This window comes from Streptomyces sp. NPDC088400 (assembly GCF_044753355.1).
Taxonomy (GTDB): Bacteria; Actinomycetota; Actinomycetes; order Streptomycetales; family Streptomycetaceae; genus Streptomyces.
Genome location: NZ_JBIVMZ010000005.1, coordinates 517,181 through 537,436, shown reverse-complemented (window position 1 = coordinate 537,436; position 20,256 = coordinate 517,181). Strand labels below are relative to the sequence as shown.

Below are 20,256 nucleotides of genomic sequence, written 5' to 3'. Positions count from 1 at the left end.
TCCATCGCCTTGTCCGCCACCGGATCGATGACCTCGGCTATGGAGTCACGACCACGCGTACGACCGTGAGCCGTCTTCGCCTTGGTCAGCTTGCCCGCCGTCTTGCCGTGCATGCCCACACTGATGCCGTTGAGCATCGTGCCGGCGAAGTCGTGCTCGGCGTGCTCGATATGGAAGCCCTTGCCCGGCCCGCCCTTCCCACCACCGCCTGCGCCGTTGGCAGACGCGAGGTTCATGGCGTCCTTCGAGCCCTGCACACCCTCCTTGAACCCCTCGGTGCCCGCCTTCCTGGCCTGGTCCAGGTCCACACCGTCCTGCACCCCCATGGCCGTGGCACCGAGTTGGACCACGAGATCAGCGGCGAGATTCTCCAGAGCGGCCACGGCCGGCTCGGTCATCGCCGAGACGATATAGCCGACCGCCTCCTCCGCACCCTCCTTGATCAGCCGCTTGACGACCTCCTGTGTCGCCCGGATCGCCCCCGCCCCCAGCAGCGCCGACAGACCACCGGTCACCGGAATCAACGCCAGCGAGACCCCCACCTCGCCCGCCAGATACCCCAGCTGGACCAGCGCCGCACCCTTCATCGCCTCGATCGCCACAGCCGCCGTGTCCAACGCACCCGCGATCGTCCGCGCCGCCGACGCGATGTCCTTGATGTGCTTGTCCTTGACCTTGCCCCAATGCCCGTTCAGAGCATCAAGAGCCTCACCATGCCCCGACGACAACAAACGCTGCACATGATTGTTCGCCAGCTGACCGTCATCCTCCAGATCCTCCGCGAACTCCCGCAGAGCATCCGCCATGTCCCGATACGCGTCCTCATCCACGTTCGGCCACGACACACCGATCACATCCAGCAGCGTGTCAGCCCAATCCGGCACCGTGACAGCCACAGCCCCAACCCCCCGAAAAACCACATACGTTCGCCGACTGCCTGCGCGAACAGAGTCTGACACAAAGGCACTTACACCCCGGAACGGTTAACACAGCCCGGCGCGGCGGACACACACGCACCTGAAGGCCTCACCCGCCCCGCCGCCCACCATCGCGCCCCACCTCGTTGTCGATCCGGTGGGGTCTCGTACCGACGGCGCCGACGCCGTGCCGACGCACGGTGCCGACGCCATACCGACGCCCGCCCGATTGGCGCAGCAGCGGGCCCGGACGACACCCTCTAAGCGTAAAACGCCGCCCACACAGTGCTGTTGAGGCCGGCGGCAGGGAAGGAGCTACGGAGGCTGTGGGCATGCGCAAATCGCTGCGGGAGCGAGTGCGGTACTGGTTCGACGGGACGATGGACCGTGGTACCCCCGCGCTGATCGGCTGGCTCGGGCTGGCCTCGTTGGCGCTGATCACTCTGGTTTCCTCCGCGGTGGTCGTCTTCGCGGACAAGGACACGGAGGCGAACGGCGGCTGGTCCGGCGTCGTCTGGATGGCTCTGCTGCGCACCCTCGATCCGGGCACGATGGGCGGGGACACCGGGCAGCCGCTGTTCCTGATCCTCATGCTCACGGTGACCATCGGCGGGATCTTCATCGTCAGCGCGCTGATCGGTGTGATGACGACCGGCCTGGAGATCCGGATCCAGGAACTGCGCAAGGGCAAGTCGCGGCTGATAGAGCACGGGCACACCATCGTGCTGGGCTGGTCGGATCAGATCTTCACCGTGATCGCGGAGCTGGTGGAGGCCAATCAGAGCGAACGGCGCTCCTGCGTGGTGATCCTCGCCGACCGGGACAAGGCCAGAATGGACGACGAGATCCGGCGGCGGATCCCGGACCCGGGGAAGACGCGGGTGATATGCCGCTCCGGCAGTCCGCTGCAGCGTGGTGACCTGGAGCTGGTGAGTCCGGACACCGCCAAGGCGATCATGGTGCTGCCGCCGGTCGGGGACGAAAGCGACATAGATGTCATCAAGGTGCTGTTGCTGCTGAACAGCCGCACGTGGCAAGGGACTCGGCCGAATGTGGTCGCCGCCGTGCAGAGCTCCGCGAACCTGGCGGCCGCCCGGCTGGCGGCGGGCGAGAACACCCTGGTGATCGACGTCGACGACATCGCCGTACGGCTGATCGTGCAGTCCCACCGGCAGTCCGGTCTGTCCACCGTCTTCAACGAACTGCTCAGCTTCATGAGCAACGAGATCTACCCCTGGACCGAGCCGAGGCTGACCGGTTCCACGTACGGGGAATCGCTGAACGCCTTCGAACTCGGCATACCCATCGGCCTGCACCGCGAGGACGGCGAGATACTCGTCAACCCGCCGATGAACACCGTCATCGGGCGCGGAGACCGGCTGCTGACGGTCGCGGAGGACGACCTGCTCATCAAGGCGGCGAGCCATCGGCCAACAGTCGTACGGTCGGCGATCACAGCGGGCGACGTCCGTACGTCGGTGCCGGACCGGACCTTGATGATCGGCTGGAACCCCCGTGCCGCGAAGATCATTTCGCTGCTCGACCGTCTGGTGAAACCGGGATCCGTGGTGGACGTCGCGGCTCCGCGAAGGCCCCAGGAGGGCATGAGCGGGCGACTGGACAACCTGACGGTCGGCTTCAAACAGTGCGACCCCGTCCGGCGTCCGTCGCTGGAGACCCTGGACCTGGGGAGTTACCGCCAGATCGTGGTACTGACGGACGACGCGATCGATCCCGGACGGGCCGACGACCGCACCCTGGTCACCCTCCTCCACCTGCGCGACATCGCGATCCAGCTCGGCGACCCGTACTCGATCGTCACCGAGATGAACGACGACGCCAACCGTGAGGTCGCCCAGGTCACCAAGGCCGACGACTTCATCGTCAGCACCAAGGTGATCAGCCTCCTGCTCACGCAACTCACCGAGAACCGCCATCTGTACGCGGTGTTCACCGACCTCTTCGACCCCAAGGGATCGGAGATCTACCTCAAGCCGGCGCCGGGCTATCTCGTCCCGGGCGCCGAGGCGAACTTCGCGACCGTGATCGAGTCCGCCCGGCGGCGCGGCGAGACGGCCATCGGCTACCGGCTGGCACGGCGGAGCGACGAGCCGCCGCTGTACGGCGTGTATCTCAACCCGTCCAAGACCGCGCCACTGGCCTTGGACGAGGGCGACACGGTCGTGGTGCTCGCCGAGGACTGAGGACGAGGGCTGAGGACGAGGGCTGAGGACGAGGGCTGAGGACGAGGGCTGAGGACCGGTGGCAGTTCCCGGAAACCGGCAACCGGCAACCGGCCGGTTCCGGGAACTGCCCTCGTCGATAGCCGCCGTGAGCCGACTCAGTGGCCCCCATGGCCCGCCTGGTGGTGGTCGAAGACCAGTACTTCCGGGGGCATCACGACGAAGGGCCGCATCATGCCCATGTCCTCATGTTCCAGCAGGTGGCAGTGGTACATGAACCGCCCGTGCGCCCCGGTGAACTGCCCCATGACCTTGACCATCTCGTTGCGCCGTACCTGGAACACGTCCTTCCAGCCCTGCTCGTTGACGGGAACGGTGGTCGATCCGGTGTACGTGACCGGGGTGGTGGTCGTCGCGCCCGCGGGGTCGAAGCCGGAGGCGTCGTACACCTCGCGTGCCAGTACCTGGAACTCGCTCAGGTGGATGTGCATCGGATGGGTGGGGCCGCCGAGGTTGAGGAAGCTCCACAACTCGTAATCGCCGTGCGCGACCTTGTACCCGAGTGTGTCGTCGAAGGTCCGGGCGATCCGCCGGTAGATCTTCGGGGTCTGTTCCCCCTGGCCCATGACCGCGATGACACCGTCCTGCCCCGGCCGGGCGGAGCCGTCGGTGACCTCCGTCATCTCCCAGATCTCCGGGTGGCCGCCACCACCCTTCGTACCGGGCGGGGCGAGTACGACCAGACGGTGGCCGTGCGGCGTCTCGTGGGTCAGGCGGCGGAAGGACGAGGAGATGACGCCGGGCAGCACGAACCGGTCGGTGACCGGGTGGTCCGCCACGCGGAACTCCATGACCTGCGGGAACAGCACGTCACGCGCCGGGTCGGGCGTACCGGCCGGCTGCCCTCCCACGTTGACCAGCCGCAGCCTCTTCCCGCGCAGTGCGCGGAAGTCCACGAGCAGGTCCATACGCTCGGCGGGTGCGACGGAAAGCCCCCGCAGGGCCGTCCCGTCGTACTCCACCGGAACCGGTCGCGGCAGCAGCCCGCCGTCGGAACCGATCTGCTGGACCACTCCCGTCACCGGCCGGTCGTTCTCGTCGACCAGGGCGAGGTTGTAGATCCGCGCGTTGGAGGCGTTGAGCAGCCGGAAGCGGTACCAGCGGGCCTCCACGTCGAAGTGCGGCCACACCACACCGTTGACCAGGGTGTACGGGCCGCTGAACGGGAGCGTGACGAACTTCTCCGTCTCCTTGTCCGGCACGTCCGAAGCCCTGCGCACCTTGTGCAGCAGCTCTCCGGTCGGCCGCCCCCGCCCGTCGGTCTCGAAGTTACGGTCGGACAGGATCAGCGGGACCTCGTACTTGCCGCCCGGCAGGTGCAGTGCGGCCTCCTCCTCGTCACGGATCACGTACATCCCGACCAGGCCGGCGTAGACATTCCACCGGGTGATGTTCATGGCGTGGTCGTGGTACCAAAGGGTGGTGGCCGGCTGGTTGTTCGGATACTCGGAGAGCTGCGTGTCCTTGTACGCGACCGCGTTCTCCGCCCAGCCGTCGTTACCGCCGCCGGTTTCCGCACCGTGCAGATGTGTCACGGACCAGGCGGGGAGGTCGGCCACCTCCTTGATCTCCACGAACCCCTCGCCCCGGCCGGGCTGCGCGTTGGGTGCCGGGGCGCCGTTGACGGCAGGCGTCTCGCCCGCCGCGACCGGGTACGGGCCGCTCTTGATGCGATTGTTCCAGTCGATCTGGATCCGCTGCCCGCTGCGTACGTCGATGGTGGGGCCCGGGAACTGCCCGTTGTAGGCCCAGACATGAGTGGGCGCCATCTGCGAATGCAGCCGTACCCAGGTCGACTTCAGCTCGATCTTCTCCGGGCCGCTGCCCGGACGCAGTGTTTCCGGTACGCGCAGCCGGTCCAGGTAGGGCGTCAGGCCGCCCGCTTCAGGCTCCTTGCCGACCGTACTGTCGCTGCTTTCAGTGCTGTTGATGCCTTCGGTGCTGTTGATGCCTTCAGTGCTGTCGGTGCTGTGGTTCTGCGCCTGCTCGGCAGACGCACTGATGATGTCGGACACGACCCAACCCCCCGTTGGCTCCCGCGCGCCACCTCCCCCGGTGGCAGCTTCACGGGCAAGGACTCATCCTCTCCGTCCTCGGTTGCCCCATTCAGTACGTTCCGAGGAAGTTGCCATCATTTTCGGCCATTTCACCGACGCGGAGGACGTCAGAGGTCCAGCGCAGCCCCGTCGACGGCGGGGCCCCGCTCGGGTGGAAGGTGGTCGACAACCAGCGCGACGGCCTCCTCCAACGTGCTGCCGGTCTCGCCCAGGGTCACCCCGACCGACGGCCGGACCACCGGTCGGCATACCGGCCAAGTTCCGCGGCGCACAGGGCAAGGGCGTGCGCCGGCCGGCCTATGGACGCGCCTGCCCCGGCGGCCAGGGTCAGTACGGCCATGTCGGCCGTGGGTGAACTGCCCAGCATGACGGAACAGTCGACCGTCGTCAGGGGACCCCGTGTCTCGCGCGGCACGGGGAGGGAAAACAGAAGTTCAGCACCCTGGGTGGTCACTCCCTGTTCGGCGATGGCCCGCTCCATGTCCTCCACCAAGGGCTCCGCGCTGCCCCCCAGGGAGTCCCCGCGCAGCCGGTACGTCCGGTCGAACACGAGCGCACCGACACCGCGGAGTGTGGTGACACGCAGTCTCACCTTGCGCGCACTGAACACCCCGTTGTTGTGCAGTACGTAAATGGCGACCATGACCGCCTTGACCGCTTCTCCCACAGCCGCCGCCCGGTCGTGGCCCATCCCGTCGAACGACCAGCTCCAGGTGCGGCGTTCGATCCTGCGGGGCTGCCGTCCCTCGGCGAGAGCGACCAGTCCGGCCGCCACCGAATCGCCCAGCAGCCAGCCTCCACCGTGGTCGACGCCGAGCAGCCTGCCCTCCTCGTCCACGGCGAGCAGGCCGTCCGCGTCCGTGCGCCCGAACGGGAAGAGGCGGGATCCGATCGTCTCGCCCAGCCTGGCGAACGTCCGCAGAGCGTGGCGTGCCTCCACCGGGTCCACGACACATCCGGTGCCGGCGACGTCGCGCCCCGGGCCGCGCGGCCGGACACTGAGGCCGTGGAACTCCCGCACCGCCCGTTCCGCGGCGGGAAAGAGCTCCCAACGCGCGCCCTCGATCAGGGGCTCGGACACCGCGGCCGCCTCAAGGATCCTGAGCATGGCAGCGTTCCCGGCGTCACGCCCCTCGTGCCAGCCGGCATCGGTGAGTACCCCGAGGCCGGCCGTCATACGCCGATGATGTCGACACCGAGCCGGTCGAGCAGCGCCGAGCACGAACGGCACACGGGCGCGGGCGTGCCGTGCTCGGGGTCCCCGTGCGACCGGATCTTCTTGGCGACCAGTGCGGCACCGAGGAAGTGCGGCACCGCCTCGTCGAGCGTGGTCGACCGGCCGTCGGTGCGCTGCTGGTCCAGCGCCCACAGCTGGTCGGAAACCAGCGCGGATTCAGCGCAGAAACCCGTGTACGGCTCACGCTGCTCGACGGGGAGACCGGCGAGGAATCCGTCAACGGCAGGATGGAGATGGGGGCGTTCGTCACCGGCGAGGTTGGTGTGACTGAGCACCCTTCCCTGGACGAGAAGGGAGGCGGCGACACCCGGCACGAGCTCAGACAAAGTAATCCTCCGCATCGTCCTGGTCGCCCGTCATAAGGCTGGACAGAGCCTGCGACTCGTTCTCGCCGAGGAAATACGGGCCGGTGTGATGGAGGTAGAAGAAACGGCCCGAGTCGTCCATCAGTACAATTCCGTTCTCGCCGGCTTCATATCCCACGGGAAAGAGCCGACGGCCCAGATTGTCGGCGAGCTCGGAGATATCTTCCGCATCACCCTCGTATCCGAACGACGGATCCGCCCGAAATACCCTGTCCCTGGATTTGGGTACGGGAAAATCCAGCGAGGCGTAGGAGCGGACGAAATGGACTGCCGCGTCCCACGGCACCAGCGGAAAGCCCTGAAGTGCGGAGTTGTCCACCCTCCACTGGACAAGCCGGTCCGCCTCGGCGGCGTCCTCACGGCCGGGGAACCAACCACCGGCCCGGAGCCAGCGATCCACGTCTTCCGCGGGGGCGGGCGATCTCATGTTCCTCATCTCTTTCCCGAGTGAACTACGGACGGACTGCTGACATTGCGAACTGGCTTCGAACGGACGACAAACGGGCTGCGGACCGGCTGCGGACGCACTCTCGAGTCGGACTTCACCGGTGCGGTGATACACCGAGCGCCGGAAGGGCGTGAGTGCAACTGTCGCATGGAGGGAAGTAGTCGCCATGACCCATCTTCGCCCCCTTGCTGCCGAATTGATCGCCCACCACGACAGTGTGGATAACACTTCCAGACAGAGCCTTCTTGGCGTCCTCGAGTGTCGACACTTTTACGCCCGAGGCTTCCAGCTGATGCAACCGGTCGGACACCAATGCTACTTCCGCACATTTACCGTGTCCGCGTCCGACCAGGATCTCACCGGCCTCACCGCGTGCCGCGATGTCGTCATAGACGTCCTGGACGACCGGGTGGGCCTCCGGCTTCTTCTGTCCGTGGCGCGCTTGGGTACTCGTATGCGTGGTGAGAACACCATCGTGGATGAGGGCTCCCGCGCAGCCCGATTTCATCCCGTCCTTGCCCTCGACCACCGATCCCTTGGCCTTCTGAGTGTCGTCGGCCAGGGCTCGTGCCTCCGACTCCAGAAGACGCCGCCGCGCCTGGTCATCCAAATGATCGACGTGGAGAGCGTCGCGCCGGTGGTGGCGCATCCTTCCCGCGCTGCGACCGTGCCAGGAGGGTTGCGGTTCCATGGGGCGACGGCCGGGGTCACCGTTATGGCCGCCTCCTCCGTTGCCACCGCTCCCGTTGCCACCACGCCCGCCGCCGTCGCGGTCCTCACCGCGTTCTTTGGCGAGGCGGGCGCGGATTTCGTCGTCGTTGTTCTTGTGGTCCTTGGATATCTGCTTGACGGTCTTGGGCAGGGTCGTGCCGACGTGGTCACCCATCGTCTTGACGGCCTTCTCCAGCGCATCCATCGCCTTGTCCGCCACCGGATCGATGACCTCGGCTATGGAGTCACGACCACGCGTACGACCGTGAGCCGTCTTCGCCTTGGTCAGCTTGCCCGCCGTCTTGCCGTGCATGCCCACACTGACGCCGTTGAGCATCGTGCCGGCGAAGTCGTGCTCGGCGTGCTCGATATGGAAGCCCTTGCCGGGTCCGCCCTTCCCACCGGCGCCGCCGTTTGCACCACCGCCGTTGGCAGACGCGAGGTTCATGGCGTCCTTCGAGCCCTGGACGCCTTCCTTGAACCCGTCCGTGCCGGCCTTCTTGGCCTGGTCCAGGTCCACACCGTCCTGCACCCCCATGGCCGTGGCACCGAGTTGGACCACGAGATCAGCGGCGAGATTCTCCAGAGCGGCCACGGCCGGCTCGGTCATCGCCGAGACGATATAGCCGACCGCCTCCTCCGCACCCTCCTTGATCAGCCGCTTGACGACCTCCTGTGTCGCCCGGATCGCCCCTGCCCCCAGCAGCGCCGACAGACCGCCGGTCACCGGAATCAACGCCAGCGAGACCCCCACCTCGCCCGCCAGATACCCCAACTGGACCAGCGCCGCACCCTTCATCGCCTCGATCGCCACAGCCGCCGTGTCCAACGCACCCGCGATCGTCCGCGCCGCCGACGCGATGTCCTTGATGTGCTTGTCCTTGACCTTGCCCCAATGCCCGTTCAGAGCATCAAGAGCCTCACCATGCCCCGACGACAACAAACGCTGCACATGATTGTTCGCCAGCTGACCGTCATCCTCCAGATCCTCCGCGAACTCCCGCAGAGCATCCGCCATGTCCCGATACGCGTCCTCATCCACGTTCGGCCACGACACACCGATCACATCCAGCAGCGTGTCAGCCCAATCCGGCACCGTGACAGCCACAGCCCCAACCCCCGTAAACACACACACGTTCGCTGAATGCCTGCGTGAACAGAGTCTGGCACAAAGGCGCTTACACCCCGGAACGGTTAACACAGCCCGGCGCGGCGGACATACACGCAGCCGAACACCTCACCCGCCACCGCACCGCACCGCACCGCACCCAGCCGCGTGTGGCCGGCCTCAGGAAGCGTTCCGCCGGGAGCGCGCCCGGGCGCGTAGCGCGTACGTCACCAGAGTTCGAACGGGCGCGGGTGGGCGGCGTACTTCCAGGGCCGTACGCAGCGGTTCGTCCAGGAGCGACGCGGCCACCGCCGGAGCGAGCCCGGCCAGGGGAGCGGGCAGGCGGGCTGCCAGCAGGCCCCTGCTGGTGGCCTCCCAGAGGGTGCGGGCCGCCTCGCTGGGCGCGAAGTGACGGCTCTCGTACTCGCTCATCCAGCTTTCCACGCCGTCCAGTTGGCCGTCCGTCGAGTCCGGCAGGCCGAGGGCGTCCGACAGGCTGAGGTGGAAGGTGTACGCCGCGTCCCGTTCCTCGGCCGTGACCGACCGATGCCCGTGGCGGTCGATGAACCGCAGCGGGCACACGGTGAAGCACGCCAGGACGTACCGCATCAGCTCGGGCGTGATGTCGGGGCGGTCGTGGACCCGGCGCAGGTCCTCGACGATCCGCCGGCCCTCGGCGCTCTCCAGCCCCTGTCCGATCAGGCCGAACATGGCCACCCCGGTCGCCTTGGCCCTGCTGCGCGGCTCGTTGGTCATCCGGCCGGTGGAGCCCAGTACGTGGGCGATCGCCGGAATGCCGAAGGTCCGGACGAAGCCCAGGGTGAGTCCGACCCGGGACTCCTCCGGCATCGTCTCCAGGACGAGGCGGGCGAAGGCGCCCTGCGGGTCGTACATCCCGGCGGTCATCCTGTCGTGGTGGCGACGGCCAGAGCCTCGCCGGTCAGGGGCGCGTACAAGTAGTGGGCGGCCCGCACCAGGTGTGCCCGTTCCTCCGCCGGTTCCGCGTCCAGGCCGGGCAGCGGGGCGTGGTCCTCGCGCGGGCGCGGCGGGGTTCCGGTGTTCAGCGCCTCGACGGCGAAGCGCAGCGCGGCGGCCACGATCAGTGCCGCCCGGTCCCCGTCGTCCAGGCCCTCCCGTCCGGCGACCTGGGTCGCGGCGGTGACCACCGCGGGATCGACCCACGGGCGGAGTGTCAGCTGGCCGTCGCGGATCTCCAGTCCACGCCGGGCGGTACGCCACTCCAGGTCCCGGACCGCCAGCCGCTCGGTCCAGGCCGACGGGGGCGCTTCCAGGGCCAGGCGCTGGTCCGCCCGGTACACCAGGTCCCACAGCGGGCGCAGGGCCTGATAGTCGCGGCGCCGACGGGTCCAGGCGGCGACGGCCGGTCCGGCGAAACCGGCCGTGATCAACATGGCTCCGAGCGCGGCGAACGCGGGGCCCAGAGCGGTGCTCAGCCACTCCGTCCCGGTGACCCCGGCGAAGGCCGTACCGATCGCGATGAGTTTGCACACGACGTAGCCGCAAGCGACGATCCCGCCGAGAGCGATCAGCCGGATGCCCTGACGCAGCCACCCGAGCGGCAGCCGGGAGGCGTGGCCGAGGCACACCCGGCTGATGTCGATCAGCGCGAAGCCGAACAGCGCCTGGTACAGGACCAGGAATACCGCGATCTGCGGAATCGTCGCGAAGGTGGTGTCGAACGTGAGAGGTGTCTCCGGGCTGCCGGCTCCCCCCGTGAAGAACAGGACGATCATCACCGGGACCAGTACGGCGAACACCGCGAGGCGCCGCCGTACCTCGCGCCAGGTGGCCTCGGTGGCCGCGTCCCACACCTGCGAGTTGGCGCGTTCCTTCGGCGGGGTCCACATCCGCGACAGCACCACGGCGGCGGCGGAGAAACCCGTAATACCCAGGTACACAAGCAGAGTTGACAGGTTGCCGCGGTTGGCGATCCGGTCGATCAGCCGGTACAGCACCGGGGCCGCCACCACGAACGAGGTCGCGGGGGCGGCGATCGTCAGGGCGACGACGAGCAGGCCGTGGGACGGATCCCGGCGCCACGCCCGGATCTTGAGGCCGGCCACGATCCAGGACGCTGCGCCGATGCCGAGGTAGACGATGTTGAACGGCGTGTCGGGTATCTCAGACATGCTGTCCTTCACGAATCTCCGGCCGCCGCCTTCTGCTCGTCCTGCTCGTCTCAGACATGCTGCCCTTTACGGTGTTCCAGCGCGGGTGCCAGTTGGGACGTGGTCCCGGCCCCGGGCGCCAGCACCAGGCTGCGCGTCAACTCGGCCCCCAGGATCTCCGCTTCCTCTTCCGCCGCGCCATCGTAGTGGGAGCGCCCGAGGACCAGCCGGATCATGTCGGAGTCGATGGTGGGCAATTCCACCTGGGCCGTCTCCTCGTCCGCGGCCGGGGCCTCGCCCAGGTGCCCGCACAGGAGGTGCGCGAACTCGTGGCAGATGATGTGGGCCTGATGCAGGCCGGAGGTCTCCTGCTCGAAGTGGATGACGTCTGCGTCCGCGAGGCGTTCGACGAATCCCGACGGCTCGCCCACCCGCATCCGCCGCGGCACCAGTCGTACGGGACGCCCGGTCCGGTCGGCGACCGCCGCGCGCAACTCCTCGACCGTGCTCATCCGCGGCAGATCCAGTTCTCTGACCATGGCCCGCATCCGTCGGCGGGTACGTCCAAGATCTCGCACGTCATCCCCATCAACCAGCCGCCAGTGCCCCAACGGCGTCTGCTGGTAGTCGGTCACGTCTCGGGGCGGCCGTCGGGCAGTCCGACCGCCTTTCTCAGTTGTTCCACAACAGTAAGGGCGGCGTCCTGCATTTCGGGGGGCAGGCCCGCCGCCCGCATCGCGATGCGCTCCACCCGGGCGTCCCGCAGCGCCTCGATCTTCCGCAGGTCCCGCTCGACGGCCTGCGCGGTGGCCGAGTCGCTGAAGTAGTCCAGCGGGATGCCGAAGAACCTGGCGATCTTGACCGCGTTCTCCAGGCTGGGCTTCTGACTTCCCCTGCGGAGGTTGCCGATGTAGGTGCCGCTCAGACCGGTACCTTCGGCGATCTCCGAATCGCGCCAGGGACGGCCCAGGTCCTTCGGGTAGATCACCGAGATCACACGCCGGAAGCGGGCTGCGAAGTCCGTGGAGTCCGTCGTCTCCTCACCTTCGCCAGGTTGATGAGCCGACGCTTCTGAGTGTGGAGAATCGGTGGCCATGAGCCGGATCATAGAACTCTTCGCCCTTCAGCGGGGCTCACGCCTGCGTGGCGATTCACACGATCGTTGCGAATATTCCGGACAAAAGGCGCGAGAGTGACGGAATCAATGGGAATGGTTCATCGTTCAATCAACAATAGTTGACTTACGCTCGCCTTAAGTCCAGGATCGACCACGCTGGCGGACGCGCCTCACGGCCGTTCCGCAGAAGCGCCCGGTTCCACAGGCGCTGGGCGCCGCTGCCCCACGGGGGTGGGCAACAGCGCCCGGCGTTGAGGCCGGCGGTCTTCCTCGTTCCCGCTCAGCCTCGGCGAGTGGGAACGAGGAAGACCGCTGCAATGGCAACGGCCCTGCCTCCAAGGGGACTTCGTACGCACCTCGCGACAACACACTCGCGAGGACCCGCCACGCCCCTCGGTGAAGTCGCCCCGAGTTACGCCGAGTTACGGGTACGGAGCAGGGGCTGAGACGGGTCCGCTCGCGGGTACGGAGCAGGGGACGAGGAGGGTCAGCGAGGTCGCTTCGGCGCCCTGCGCGGCTTCTTCGCCTGGACAAGGATGTACCCCACGGTGAGAAACAGGCCCAGAATACCGATCCCGGCCAGCGCCAGGATTTCGAGGATTCCGGCACCCCTGGAAATCCAGCCGATGACGCCCGTCAGGCCGACGATGGATCCCAGTATGCCCAGGATGAAGGTTCTGTGGTTTCCGAACAATCCATCCGTGACTGGCCATCCTCCCTGGTCGGACACGTTTCCCCTCCGCGTTTCCGTGCACCTTCCTTCCAAGGCATTTTCCCTGAAGCCGGGGAGCCAACCCCTCGGAAAGAACCGAACGGAAATGGTCGAGAGGATGCGGGAGAGGATGGTAGGGGACAGGATGCGATAAGAGATCGGGAAGGGGCGGGAGCAAATGTACGCTGCTGCTCAACTGCCCGGCATCGGGTCTGAATTCAATTTCGGGCAATGCCCAAGCGGGTAGGTGGTGGGTGAGTCAGACGCTCTCGTGCGTCGCGCCACGGGTCACCGCGACGCCGCCACTCATCTCCACGTCCCACAGCCACAAGATGTCACGCGCGAAGGACCAGATCAGCAGCGCGAGCGCCACGAGGACCACCGCCAGCACGGTCACGGGCGGCAGGATTCCGGCGGACGCCGTGAGGAGGACGATCCCTTGCAGTGCCGCCACCGTCTTGCGGGCCATGCTCGGCGGCAGTGAGCCGTTCAGCCACGGCAGTACGCGGGCCGCCGCGACGAACGCGTACCGCATGGCGCCGATCAGCAGCACCCACGCGCCCAGCGACGCGGCGACGAAGACACTGAGCACGAGGATGAGGAAAGCGTCGACCTCCATGTCGAAGCGCGCCCCCAGGGTGGACGTCGTCCCGGTGCGGCGTGCGACCTGGCCGTCGACCGCGTCGAGGATCAGCGCCACCGTGGCGAGCGCGACCAGGGCCGGGATCTGCGGCGGGTTCACAAAGGAATCCGCGACCAGCGCGGCCACACCGCCGACGAGCGTCGCACGGGCCAGTGTGACGTGATTGGCCGGGCCGAAGGGGCGGGCCCACGACCGGTGGAGGGCGCGAGTGAGTACGGCCCACATGGCGATCCCGACCGCCGCCCCCGTCAGCCATCCCGCGGGCCCCAGACCGATCTCCGTACTGAGCAGAAGCAGCAGGAGGCCCTGAGCACCCAGTCCTGCGGCCGTCTCCCACTTCAGTGGCTTCGTCCACCTCAGCGGCTTCGTCCCGTACGTGCCGGAAGCGCCGGAAGGTTCGAAGGGTTCGAACGGTTCGAAGGGTTCGGACGGGCCGGGAGCGCCTCGGGTCTCGCGCCGATTCGCGGTGTTCTGGCGCCGTTTCGCGGGGGTCCCGCGTCGGCCCGCTCTGGTCTTGCGTACGCCCGCCGTGATCTCGTACACGTACTCGTACTCGTACAGGCTCACGGTTCACCCCGGCTGTCTAGCTGAGTCGATGGCTGAGTCGATGCGTGCCGCGTACGGTGATCGCGGCCTCGTACCCAGCAACTACGTGAGCCGTCGCCCCAGCGTTCAGGAGGACCTTCATGGAGCGCGTCGCCCGCGCATTCTGGCTCCGCTCACCCGGACACGGCGAGATACGGGACGTTTCCCTGCCCGCACCAGGTGACGACGACGTCGTCGTGCGCGCGCTGTGTTCCGGTGTGAGCCGTGGGACGGAGACCCTCGTCTTCCGGGGAGGCGTGCCGGAAAGCCAGCACTCCGCGATGCGGGCACCGTTCCAGGACGGTGACTTCCCCGGACCCGTCAAGTACGGCTATCTCAACGTCGGCCTCGTCGAGGAAGGACCGCGCCACCTCCTCGGCCGTACGGTCTTCTGCCTCTACCCGCACCAGAGCCGGTACGTCGTCCCGGCGAGCGCCGTGACCCCGGTGCCGGACGGTGTCCCCGCCGGGCGGGCCGTGCTGGCGGGGACGGTGGAGACCGCGGTGAACGCCGTATGGGACGCCGCACCGCTGATCGGCGACCGGATCGCCGTCGTCGGAGCCGGCATGATCGGCTGCTCGGTCGCCGCAGTACTCGCCAAATATCCGTCCGTACGGGTCCAGTTGGTCGACTCCGAGCCGAGCCGTGCCGCCATCGCCGGGAAACTGGGCGTCGACTTCGCGCTTCCCGAGGATGCCCTGGGCGACTGCGACCTCGTCGTCCACGCCAGCGCCACCGAGCAGGGACTGGCGCGCTCGCTGGAACTCCTCGCTCCGGAGGGGACGGTCCTGGAACTGAGCTGGTACGGCGACCGGCGGATCAGCCTGCCGCTCGGCGAGGCCTTCCACTCCCGCCGCCTGGTCCTGCGCGCCAGCCAGGTCGGGGCGGTATCCGCGGCCCGGCGCTCCAGCCGGACCTTCGCCGACCGGCTCGCGCTCTCGCTCGATCTGCTCGCGGACCCCGCCTTCGACGCGTTGATCACGGGCGAATGCGCCTTCGAGGAACTGCCGCGCGAGCTGCCCAGGATCGCCGCCGGTGACCTTCCCGGGCTGTGCCACCGCGTCCTGTACGAAGACGTCCCCGCCGCGGGTTCCGCCTGAACCTCGCGGCCCGGACCTGGGACACGCGAACAGCGAGCATGTGAACACGAGCATGTGAACAAGCGACGGGCTCCGCCCGTACTCGTCTACGGCCCGCCAGACGGCCGAATGCGTCTGACCCGATCTGACCTGATCTGACCTGACCTGAAGGGACACATCCGTTGTTCAGCGTCACTGTCCGCGAGCACCTCATGATCGCTCACAGCTTCCGTGGAGAGGTCTTCGGGCCGGCGCAGCGCCTGCACGGAGCGACGTTCCTCGTGGACGCCACCTTCCGCCGACCCGAGTTGGACGCCGACAACATCGTCGTCGACATCGGACTCGCCACTCGTGAACTGGGTGAAGTGGTGGGCAAGTTCAGCTATCGCAATCTCGACGACGAACCCGAGTTCGCCGGCATCAACACCTCGACGGAGTTCCTGGCCAAGGTCATCGCCGACCGCCTCGCCGACCGGGTGGAGGCGGGCGCGCTGGGCGAGGGCGCCCGGGGCCTGACCGGCATTACGGTCACCCTGCACGAATCGCATATCGCGTGGGCGAGTTACGAGCGGACCCTGTGACCGGCGCCGATACCGATATTGGCGCCACCACGATGTCCCATGGATCGGTGCCTGCCGTACGGGAAGTGCCCGTCGTACAGAAAGTGCACGCCGTACGGGAAGTGCACGCGGTACTGCCCGGTGGCATCGACGATCCGGCCGCGCCGAGCGGCGGCAACATCTACGACCGGCGGGTGTGCGCGGAACTGCCGCACGTCGGCTGGCAGGTCCACGAACACACCGTCGCGGGCAGCTGGCCACAGCCCGGAGCCGCCGCCCGCGCCGAACTGGCCCGGCTGCTCGCGGAGTCGGCCGACGGCACCGTCCTCCTCCTCGACGGCCTCATCGCCTGCGCCGCCCCGGACATCGTCGTCCCCGAGGCCGGGCGGCTGCGCCTGGCGGTGCTGGTGCACCTGCCACTGGCCGACGAAACCGGCCTCGACCCGGTCCTGGCAGCGGAGTTGGACGCCGGTGAACGCAGGACGCTGCGGGCCGTTCCGGCGGTCGTGGCCACCAGCCACTGGGCGGCACGCAGGCTCGTGGACCACCACGGGCTCGACCCCGGCCGGGTCCACGTCGCCGCCCCGGGAGCCGACATCGCGCCCCTGGCCTCCGGTACGGCAGACGGTACGGCGCCCGGCACCGGCAACGCCCCGCGCCTGCTGTGCGTCGCCTCGGTGACCCCGCGCAAAGGACAGCACCGGCTGGTACGGGCCCTCGCGGCCGTCTCCGACCTGCCCTGGAGCTGTGTCTGCGTCGGCGGACTGGGCCAGGCCCCCGACTATGTCGCCCGGGTACGGGAGTTGACCGAGGCGTCCGGCCTCGGCGACCGGGTGCGTCTCGTCGGCCCTCGGACCGGCCCGGAGCTGGAGGCGAGCTACGCCTCCACGGACCTCCTGGTGCTCGCCTCGTACGCCGAGACGTACGGCATGGCCGTGACCGAGGCGCTCGCGCGAGGCGTTCCCGTACTGGCGACGGCCGTGGGCGGACTCCCGGAGGCGGTCGGGCACACGCCCGACGGCACCGTGCCGGGCATCCTCGTACCGCCGGAGACACGACCGGAGAAGCCGTCGTCGGAACCGGCGGCCGACCCGGAACAACCGCCGACGGCTCTCACCGCCGCGCTGCGCCGCTGGCTGGGTGAACCCGACGTACGCCGTCGCTCGAAAGCGGCGGCGCTCCACCGCCGTACCGCTCTGACCGGCTGGGATACAACCTCACGGAGCCTGGCCGATGCGCTGGAACAGCTCCGGCAAGAACCCCGGAGGATCGCGTGAACACGACCGACGAAACCCGCTACACCCCTCAGTGGCTGGAGCTGCGGGAAGGCGCCGACGCCACCGCCCGCGCACGCGACTTCCTCGACCCGCTGCGAGACCACCTGCGAGACCACCTGGCTGATAGAACAGGTGAGTTGGTGATCCGTGATCTCGGCTGCGGCACCGGTTCCATGGGCCGCTGGCTCGCCCCCCGGCTGAACGGCCCCCAGCACTGGATCCTGCACGACCGGGACCCCGACCTGCTCGACCGGGCCGTCGCGCGGATGCCCCGTGCGGCAGCCGACGGCAGCCCCGTCACGGTCGCGACGGAGCAGGGCGACATCGCCGGTCTGACCGCGGCCGACCTCGCCGGAACTTCCCTGGTGACGGCTTCCGCGCTGCTGGACCTGCTCACCCGGGACGAGTTGAACGGCCTCGCCGAGGCCTGCGCCGGGGCCGGCTGTCCGGCGCTGCTGACGCTCTCCGTGGCGGGCCTGGTCGAGCTCACACCGGCCGATCCGCTGGACGCCGAGATCGGCAGAGCCTTCAACGCCCACCAGCGCCGCGTCGATCACGGCCGCGGCCTGCTGGGGCCCGACGCGATCACGGTGGCCCGGGAGACGTTCAACCGGCAGGACGGGACCGTACGGACGTACGCCAGCCCGTGGCGGCTCGGCGCCGAAGAGTCCGAACTGACGGCGCAGTGGCTGCACGGCTGGGTAGGCGCGGCCCAGGAGCAGCGGCCGGAGCTCACGCCGCTCGCCGAGACATATCTGACGCGCCGTCTGGCGACGTGCGAGGCAGGTGAGTTGCGAGTGGTGGTGCACCACAGCGATCTGCTGGCGCTGCCCCGGCTCACGGGAGAGACCCGGTGATCCCGCGCGGGCACGGGCGCGACTCCGTGCTCCCGGCCGGACAGGGCCTGGGGAAGGACACCGCGCTCCTCCACGGACACGGACACGGAGACGGGCACGGGCACGACTCCGTCTCCGTCTCCGTGCTCCCCGGCGGGCGCGGCGAGGACCCCGTACTCCCCCACGGTCAGGAGCGACGGAGACGCCTCGTGATCCCGCGCGTGACCATCCCACGTGTGATCCCGCGCGCGCTGCGGAACCGCCTCGGCATGGTCGCCGGAGCGGGTCTCCTCGCGGTGCTGCTCTGGCGGCTGGGCACCGGCGCGTTCCTGGACGGGCTCGGCAGGATCGACGGCCTCACCCTGCTGGCCGCGCTCGGCATCGGCCTGTTCACCACCGTGCTCAGCGCCTGGCGCTGGTGCCTGGTGGCCCGCGCGCTGGGTATCCGGCTGCCGCTGGGCGGCGCGGTCGCCTCGTACTACCGGGCCCTGTTCCTGAACGCGGCGCTGCCCGGCAGCGTTCTCGGCGATGTGCACCGTGCCGTACGGCACGGGCAGCACGTCGGCGACATCGGCCGGGGCGTCCGCGCCGTCGTCCTCGAACGCACCGCCGGCCAGGTGGTCCTCATCGTGGTCGGGGTGACGGTGCTGCTCGCCCAGCCCTCCGGGGTTCTGGGCGCGGAGACCGCCCGCCTCGGCCGCGATCTCGCCCACCGCCTCTTCGGCACGCCGGGCGCCGCTGTGGCCCTCGCCGTGCTCGTCGCCGTGGCGTGTGCTCTCGTGATCGCGGCCGTCGTACGGCGACGACGACGGCTCCGTGCGACACGTGCGACACAGACACGTATGACCCGGGCGACACCTCTCGTATCGCGGGAGACCCCCGCCCACCAGGCGCACCGCGTTCGCCGGGCCCTCCACGCGCTCCGGGGCGAGCTCACCGAAGCACGCCTGGTGCTGCTCGCTCGCGGGAGCTGGCCGGGAGTGGTGTTCTCTTCCGTCGCGGTGCTGGCGGGGCATCTCGCCATGTTCCTGCTGGCCGCTCGGGTCGCGGGGGCAACAGCGTCGTCGGCCGAGCTGTTGCCCCTGATGCTGCTCGCGTTGCTCGCCATGGCGCTGCCGCTGAACATCGGCGGCTGGGGCCCCCGGGAAGGCGTCACCGCGTGGGCCTTCGGCTCCGCGGGACTGGGCGCGTCACTGGGACTGACCGTCTCCGTGGTGTACGGAGTGCTCGCCTTCGCCGCGAGCCTGCCCGGTATCGCTGTGCTCGTCGGCCAGTCGTTCGCCGGACGGCGTCGTACGACGGCCGCTCCCGGAGTCTGCGGCGAGATCGACATCGAGGCCGACATCAAGGCCGAGGTCGAGGTCGAAGAGGGTGTCCTCGCCGAGGACGGAACGTCGTACGCGCGGACGCAGCGCGTCCCGCATCAGCTCCGGGCCGGCGAAGCGGATCCCCGGGATGCCGTCGCCGAGCAGGACCGGTGCCACGGTGACGTACAGCCGGTGCAGCGCCCGCTCGTGGAGGAAGCGCGACACGGTGATGCCACCGCCCTCGATCAGCACCCGGCCCAGGCCGCGCCGCGCGAGCGTACGCAGCAGGCTCCGAGGCGCGAACGCGTCGCTGTCCGGCAGGGACAGGACGTCGATGCCGTCCGGAACGGCCCGCCCGTTCTCGTGGCCCGCGCCCACCACCCACAGAGTGGGAGCTGACCCATCGGTGAACACACCGTGCCGCAGCGGGACTCGGCCGTGCGGATCCAGGACGACACGCACCGGGTTCGCCCCCGAGCAGGCACGTACGGTGAGTTGGGGGTCGTCCGCGACGGCGGTACCGGCCCCGACGACCACCGCGTCGGCGAGCGCGCGCAGGCGGTGCAGATGGGCCCGGTCCTCCTCGCCCGTGACGTAGTCGGCGTCGCCGGTACGGGTCGCGATGAAGCCGTCCAGACTCTGTCCCAGCTGCGCGAACGCGACATGGGGGCCGGCCAGGCACAGCGGCAGATAGCGGTCGAGGAGGACATCCGCCTCGGGCGAGATGCTCCCCGACTTCCACGTCCACTGGCGCCGGTGCGCGTCCCCGTCCGAGTCCCCGACCACGTGCGCGCCCCCTTCCACGTCCGAGTCCCCGTCCGTGTCGCCTTCGCCGGTACGGAGAAGCCCGGCGGCCTCGGCGTCCGCCTCGGACCGGATACCGCGCAGGAGTTCCCAGGCTTCCGAGACGTCGAGCATGTCCCTA

Annotated in this window: 15 protein-coding genes and 4 pseudogenes; 6 read left to right on the top strand and 13 right to left on the bottom strand. The window is 68.9% G+C overall.

Features of this window, described 5'->3' with window-relative positions; all coding sequences use genetic code 11:
- A pseudogene (locus tag ACIQD6_RS16475) lies at positions 1-896 on the bottom strand (type IV secretion protein Rhs); the annotation flags it as partial.
- Positions 897-1,249: 353 nt separating this feature from the next.
- Between ACIQD6_RS16475 and ACIQD6_RS16470 the strand changes: the two are divergent.
- Complete coding sequence (locus tag ACIQD6_RS16470) at positions 1,250-3,121, top strand: potassium transporter TrkA (protein WP_401882915.1); 1,872 nt, start codon at positions 1,250-1,252, stop codon at positions 3,119-3,121.
- A gap of 137 nt (positions 3,122-3,258) precedes the next feature.
- On the opposite strand, the gene ACIQD6_RS16465 is transcribed toward ACIQD6_RS16470, so the two are convergent.
- The 11 genes and pseudogenes from ACIQD6_RS16465 to ACIQD6_RS16415 all read right to left on the bottom strand — a co-directional run bounded on the left by ACIQD6_RS16465 (position 3,259) and on the right by ACIQD6_RS16415 (position 14,047).
- Positions 3,259-5,109, bottom strand: coding sequence for a multicopper oxidase family protein (locus ACIQD6_RS16465; RefSeq protein WP_401882913.1), 1,851 nt, complete (start codon positions 5,107-5,109; stop codon positions 3,259-3,261).
- A gap of 322 nt (positions 5,110-5,431) precedes the next feature.
- Positions 5,432-6,394 (bottom strand): SUKH-3 domain-containing protein, encoded by a 963-nt coding sequence (locus ACIQD6_RS16460; RefSeq protein WP_401882840.1) that lies wholly within the window; start codon positions 6,392-6,394, stop codon positions 5,432-5,434.
- Positions 6,391-6,780, bottom strand: coding sequence for a YwqJ-related putative deaminase (locus ACIQD6_RS16455; protein WP_401882837.1), 390 nt, complete (start codon positions 6,778-6,780; stop codon positions 6,391-6,393). Before ACIQD6_RS16455 ends, ACIQD6_RS16460 begins: the two co-directional genes overlap by 4 nt.
- Positions 6,773-7,246 carry an SUKH-3 domain-containing protein gene (locus ACIQD6_RS16450; protein ID WP_401882834.1) on the bottom strand — a complete coding sequence of 158 codons (474 nt, stop codon included), beginning with the start codon at positions 7,244-7,246 and terminating at the stop codon, positions 6,773-6,775. Before ACIQD6_RS16450 ends, ACIQD6_RS16455 begins: the two co-directional genes overlap by 8 nt.
- A 148-nt stretch (positions 7,247-7,394) precedes the next feature.
- Positions 7,395-9,086: pseudogene (locus ACIQD6_RS16445) on the bottom strand (YwqJ-related putative deaminase); the annotation flags it as partial.
- Between the two features lie 180 nt (positions 9,087-9,266).
- Entirely contained in the window at positions 9,267-9,992 is a 726-nt protein-coding gene (locus tag ACIQD6_RS16440; protein WP_401882831.1) for an oxygenase MpaB family protein, read from the bottom strand.
- Positions 9,989-11,236 (bottom strand): MAB_1171c family putative transporter, encoded by a 1,248-nt coding sequence (locus ACIQD6_RS16435; RefSeq protein WP_401882828.1) that lies wholly within the window; start codon positions 11,234-11,236, stop codon positions 9,989-9,991. Before ACIQD6_RS16435 ends, ACIQD6_RS16440 begins: the two co-directional genes overlap by 4 nt.
- Positions 11,237-11,286: 50 nt before the next feature.
- Entirely contained in the window at positions 11,287-11,754 is a 468-nt protein-coding gene (locus tag ACIQD6_RS16430; RefSeq protein ID WP_401882826.1) for a ParH-like protein, read from the bottom strand.
- A 92-nt stretch (positions 11,755-11,846) separates the two neighbouring features.
- Positions 11,847-12,311 (bottom strand): helix-turn-helix domain-containing protein, encoded by a 465-nt coding sequence (locus ACIQD6_RS16425; RefSeq protein ID WP_401882824.1) that lies wholly within the window; start codon positions 12,309-12,311, stop codon positions 11,847-11,849.
- Between the two features lie 508 nt (positions 12,312-12,819).
- Positions 12,820-13,062: a hypothetical protein gene (locus ACIQD6_RS16420; protein ID WP_401882821.1), complete on the bottom strand. Its 243-nt coding sequence runs from the start codon at positions 13,060-13,062 to the stop codon at positions 12,820-12,822.
- 241 nt (positions 13,063-13,303) lie between these two features.
- Complete coding sequence (locus ACIQD6_RS16415) at positions 13,304-14,047, bottom strand: CDP-alcohol phosphatidyltransferase family protein (protein WP_401882910.1); 744 nt, start codon at positions 14,045-14,047, stop codon at positions 13,304-13,306.
- A 326-nt stretch (positions 14,048-14,373) separates the two neighbouring features.
- On the opposite strand from ACIQD6_RS16415, the gene ACIQD6_RS16410 reads away from it, so the two are divergent.
- The 5 genes and pseudogenes from ACIQD6_RS16410 to ACIQD6_RS16390 all read left to right on the top strand — a co-directional run.
- Positions 14,374-15,372 (top strand): zinc-binding alcohol dehydrogenase, encoded by a 999-nt coding sequence (locus tag ACIQD6_RS16410; protein WP_401882818.1) that lies wholly within the window; start codon positions 14,374-14,376, stop codon positions 15,370-15,372.
- Between the two features lie 161 nt (positions 15,373-15,533).
- Entirely contained in the window at positions 15,534-15,932 is a 399-nt protein-coding gene (locus ACIQD6_RS16405; RefSeq protein WP_401882815.1) for a 6-pyruvoyl trahydropterin synthase family protein, read from the top strand.
- Between the two features lie 32 nt (positions 15,933-15,964).
- Complete coding sequence (locus ACIQD6_RS16400) at positions 15,965-17,188, top strand: glycosyltransferase family 4 protein (RefSeq protein ID WP_401882908.1); 1,224 nt, start codon at positions 15,965-15,967, stop codon at positions 17,186-17,188.
- Positions 17,185-18,045: a class I SAM-dependent methyltransferase gene (locus ACIQD6_RS16395; RefSeq protein ID WP_401882812.1), complete on the top strand. Its 861-nt coding sequence runs from the start codon at positions 17,185-17,187 to the stop codon at positions 18,043-18,045. Before ACIQD6_RS16400 ends, ACIQD6_RS16395 begins: the two co-directional genes overlap by 4 nt.
- Before the next feature lie 248 nt (positions 18,046-18,293).
- Positions 18,294-19,337 (top strand): annotated as a pseudogene (locus ACIQD6_RS16390) (lysylphosphatidylglycerol synthase transmembrane domain-containing protein); the annotation flags it as partial.
- 207 nt (positions 19,338-19,544) lie between these two features.
- Here the strand turns inward: ACIQD6_RS16390 and ACIQD6_RS16385 are convergent.
- Positions 19,545-20,249: pseudogene (locus ACIQD6_RS16385) on the bottom strand (RibD family protein); the annotation flags it as partial.
- Between the last annotated feature and the right edge of the window lie 7 nt (positions 20,250-20,256).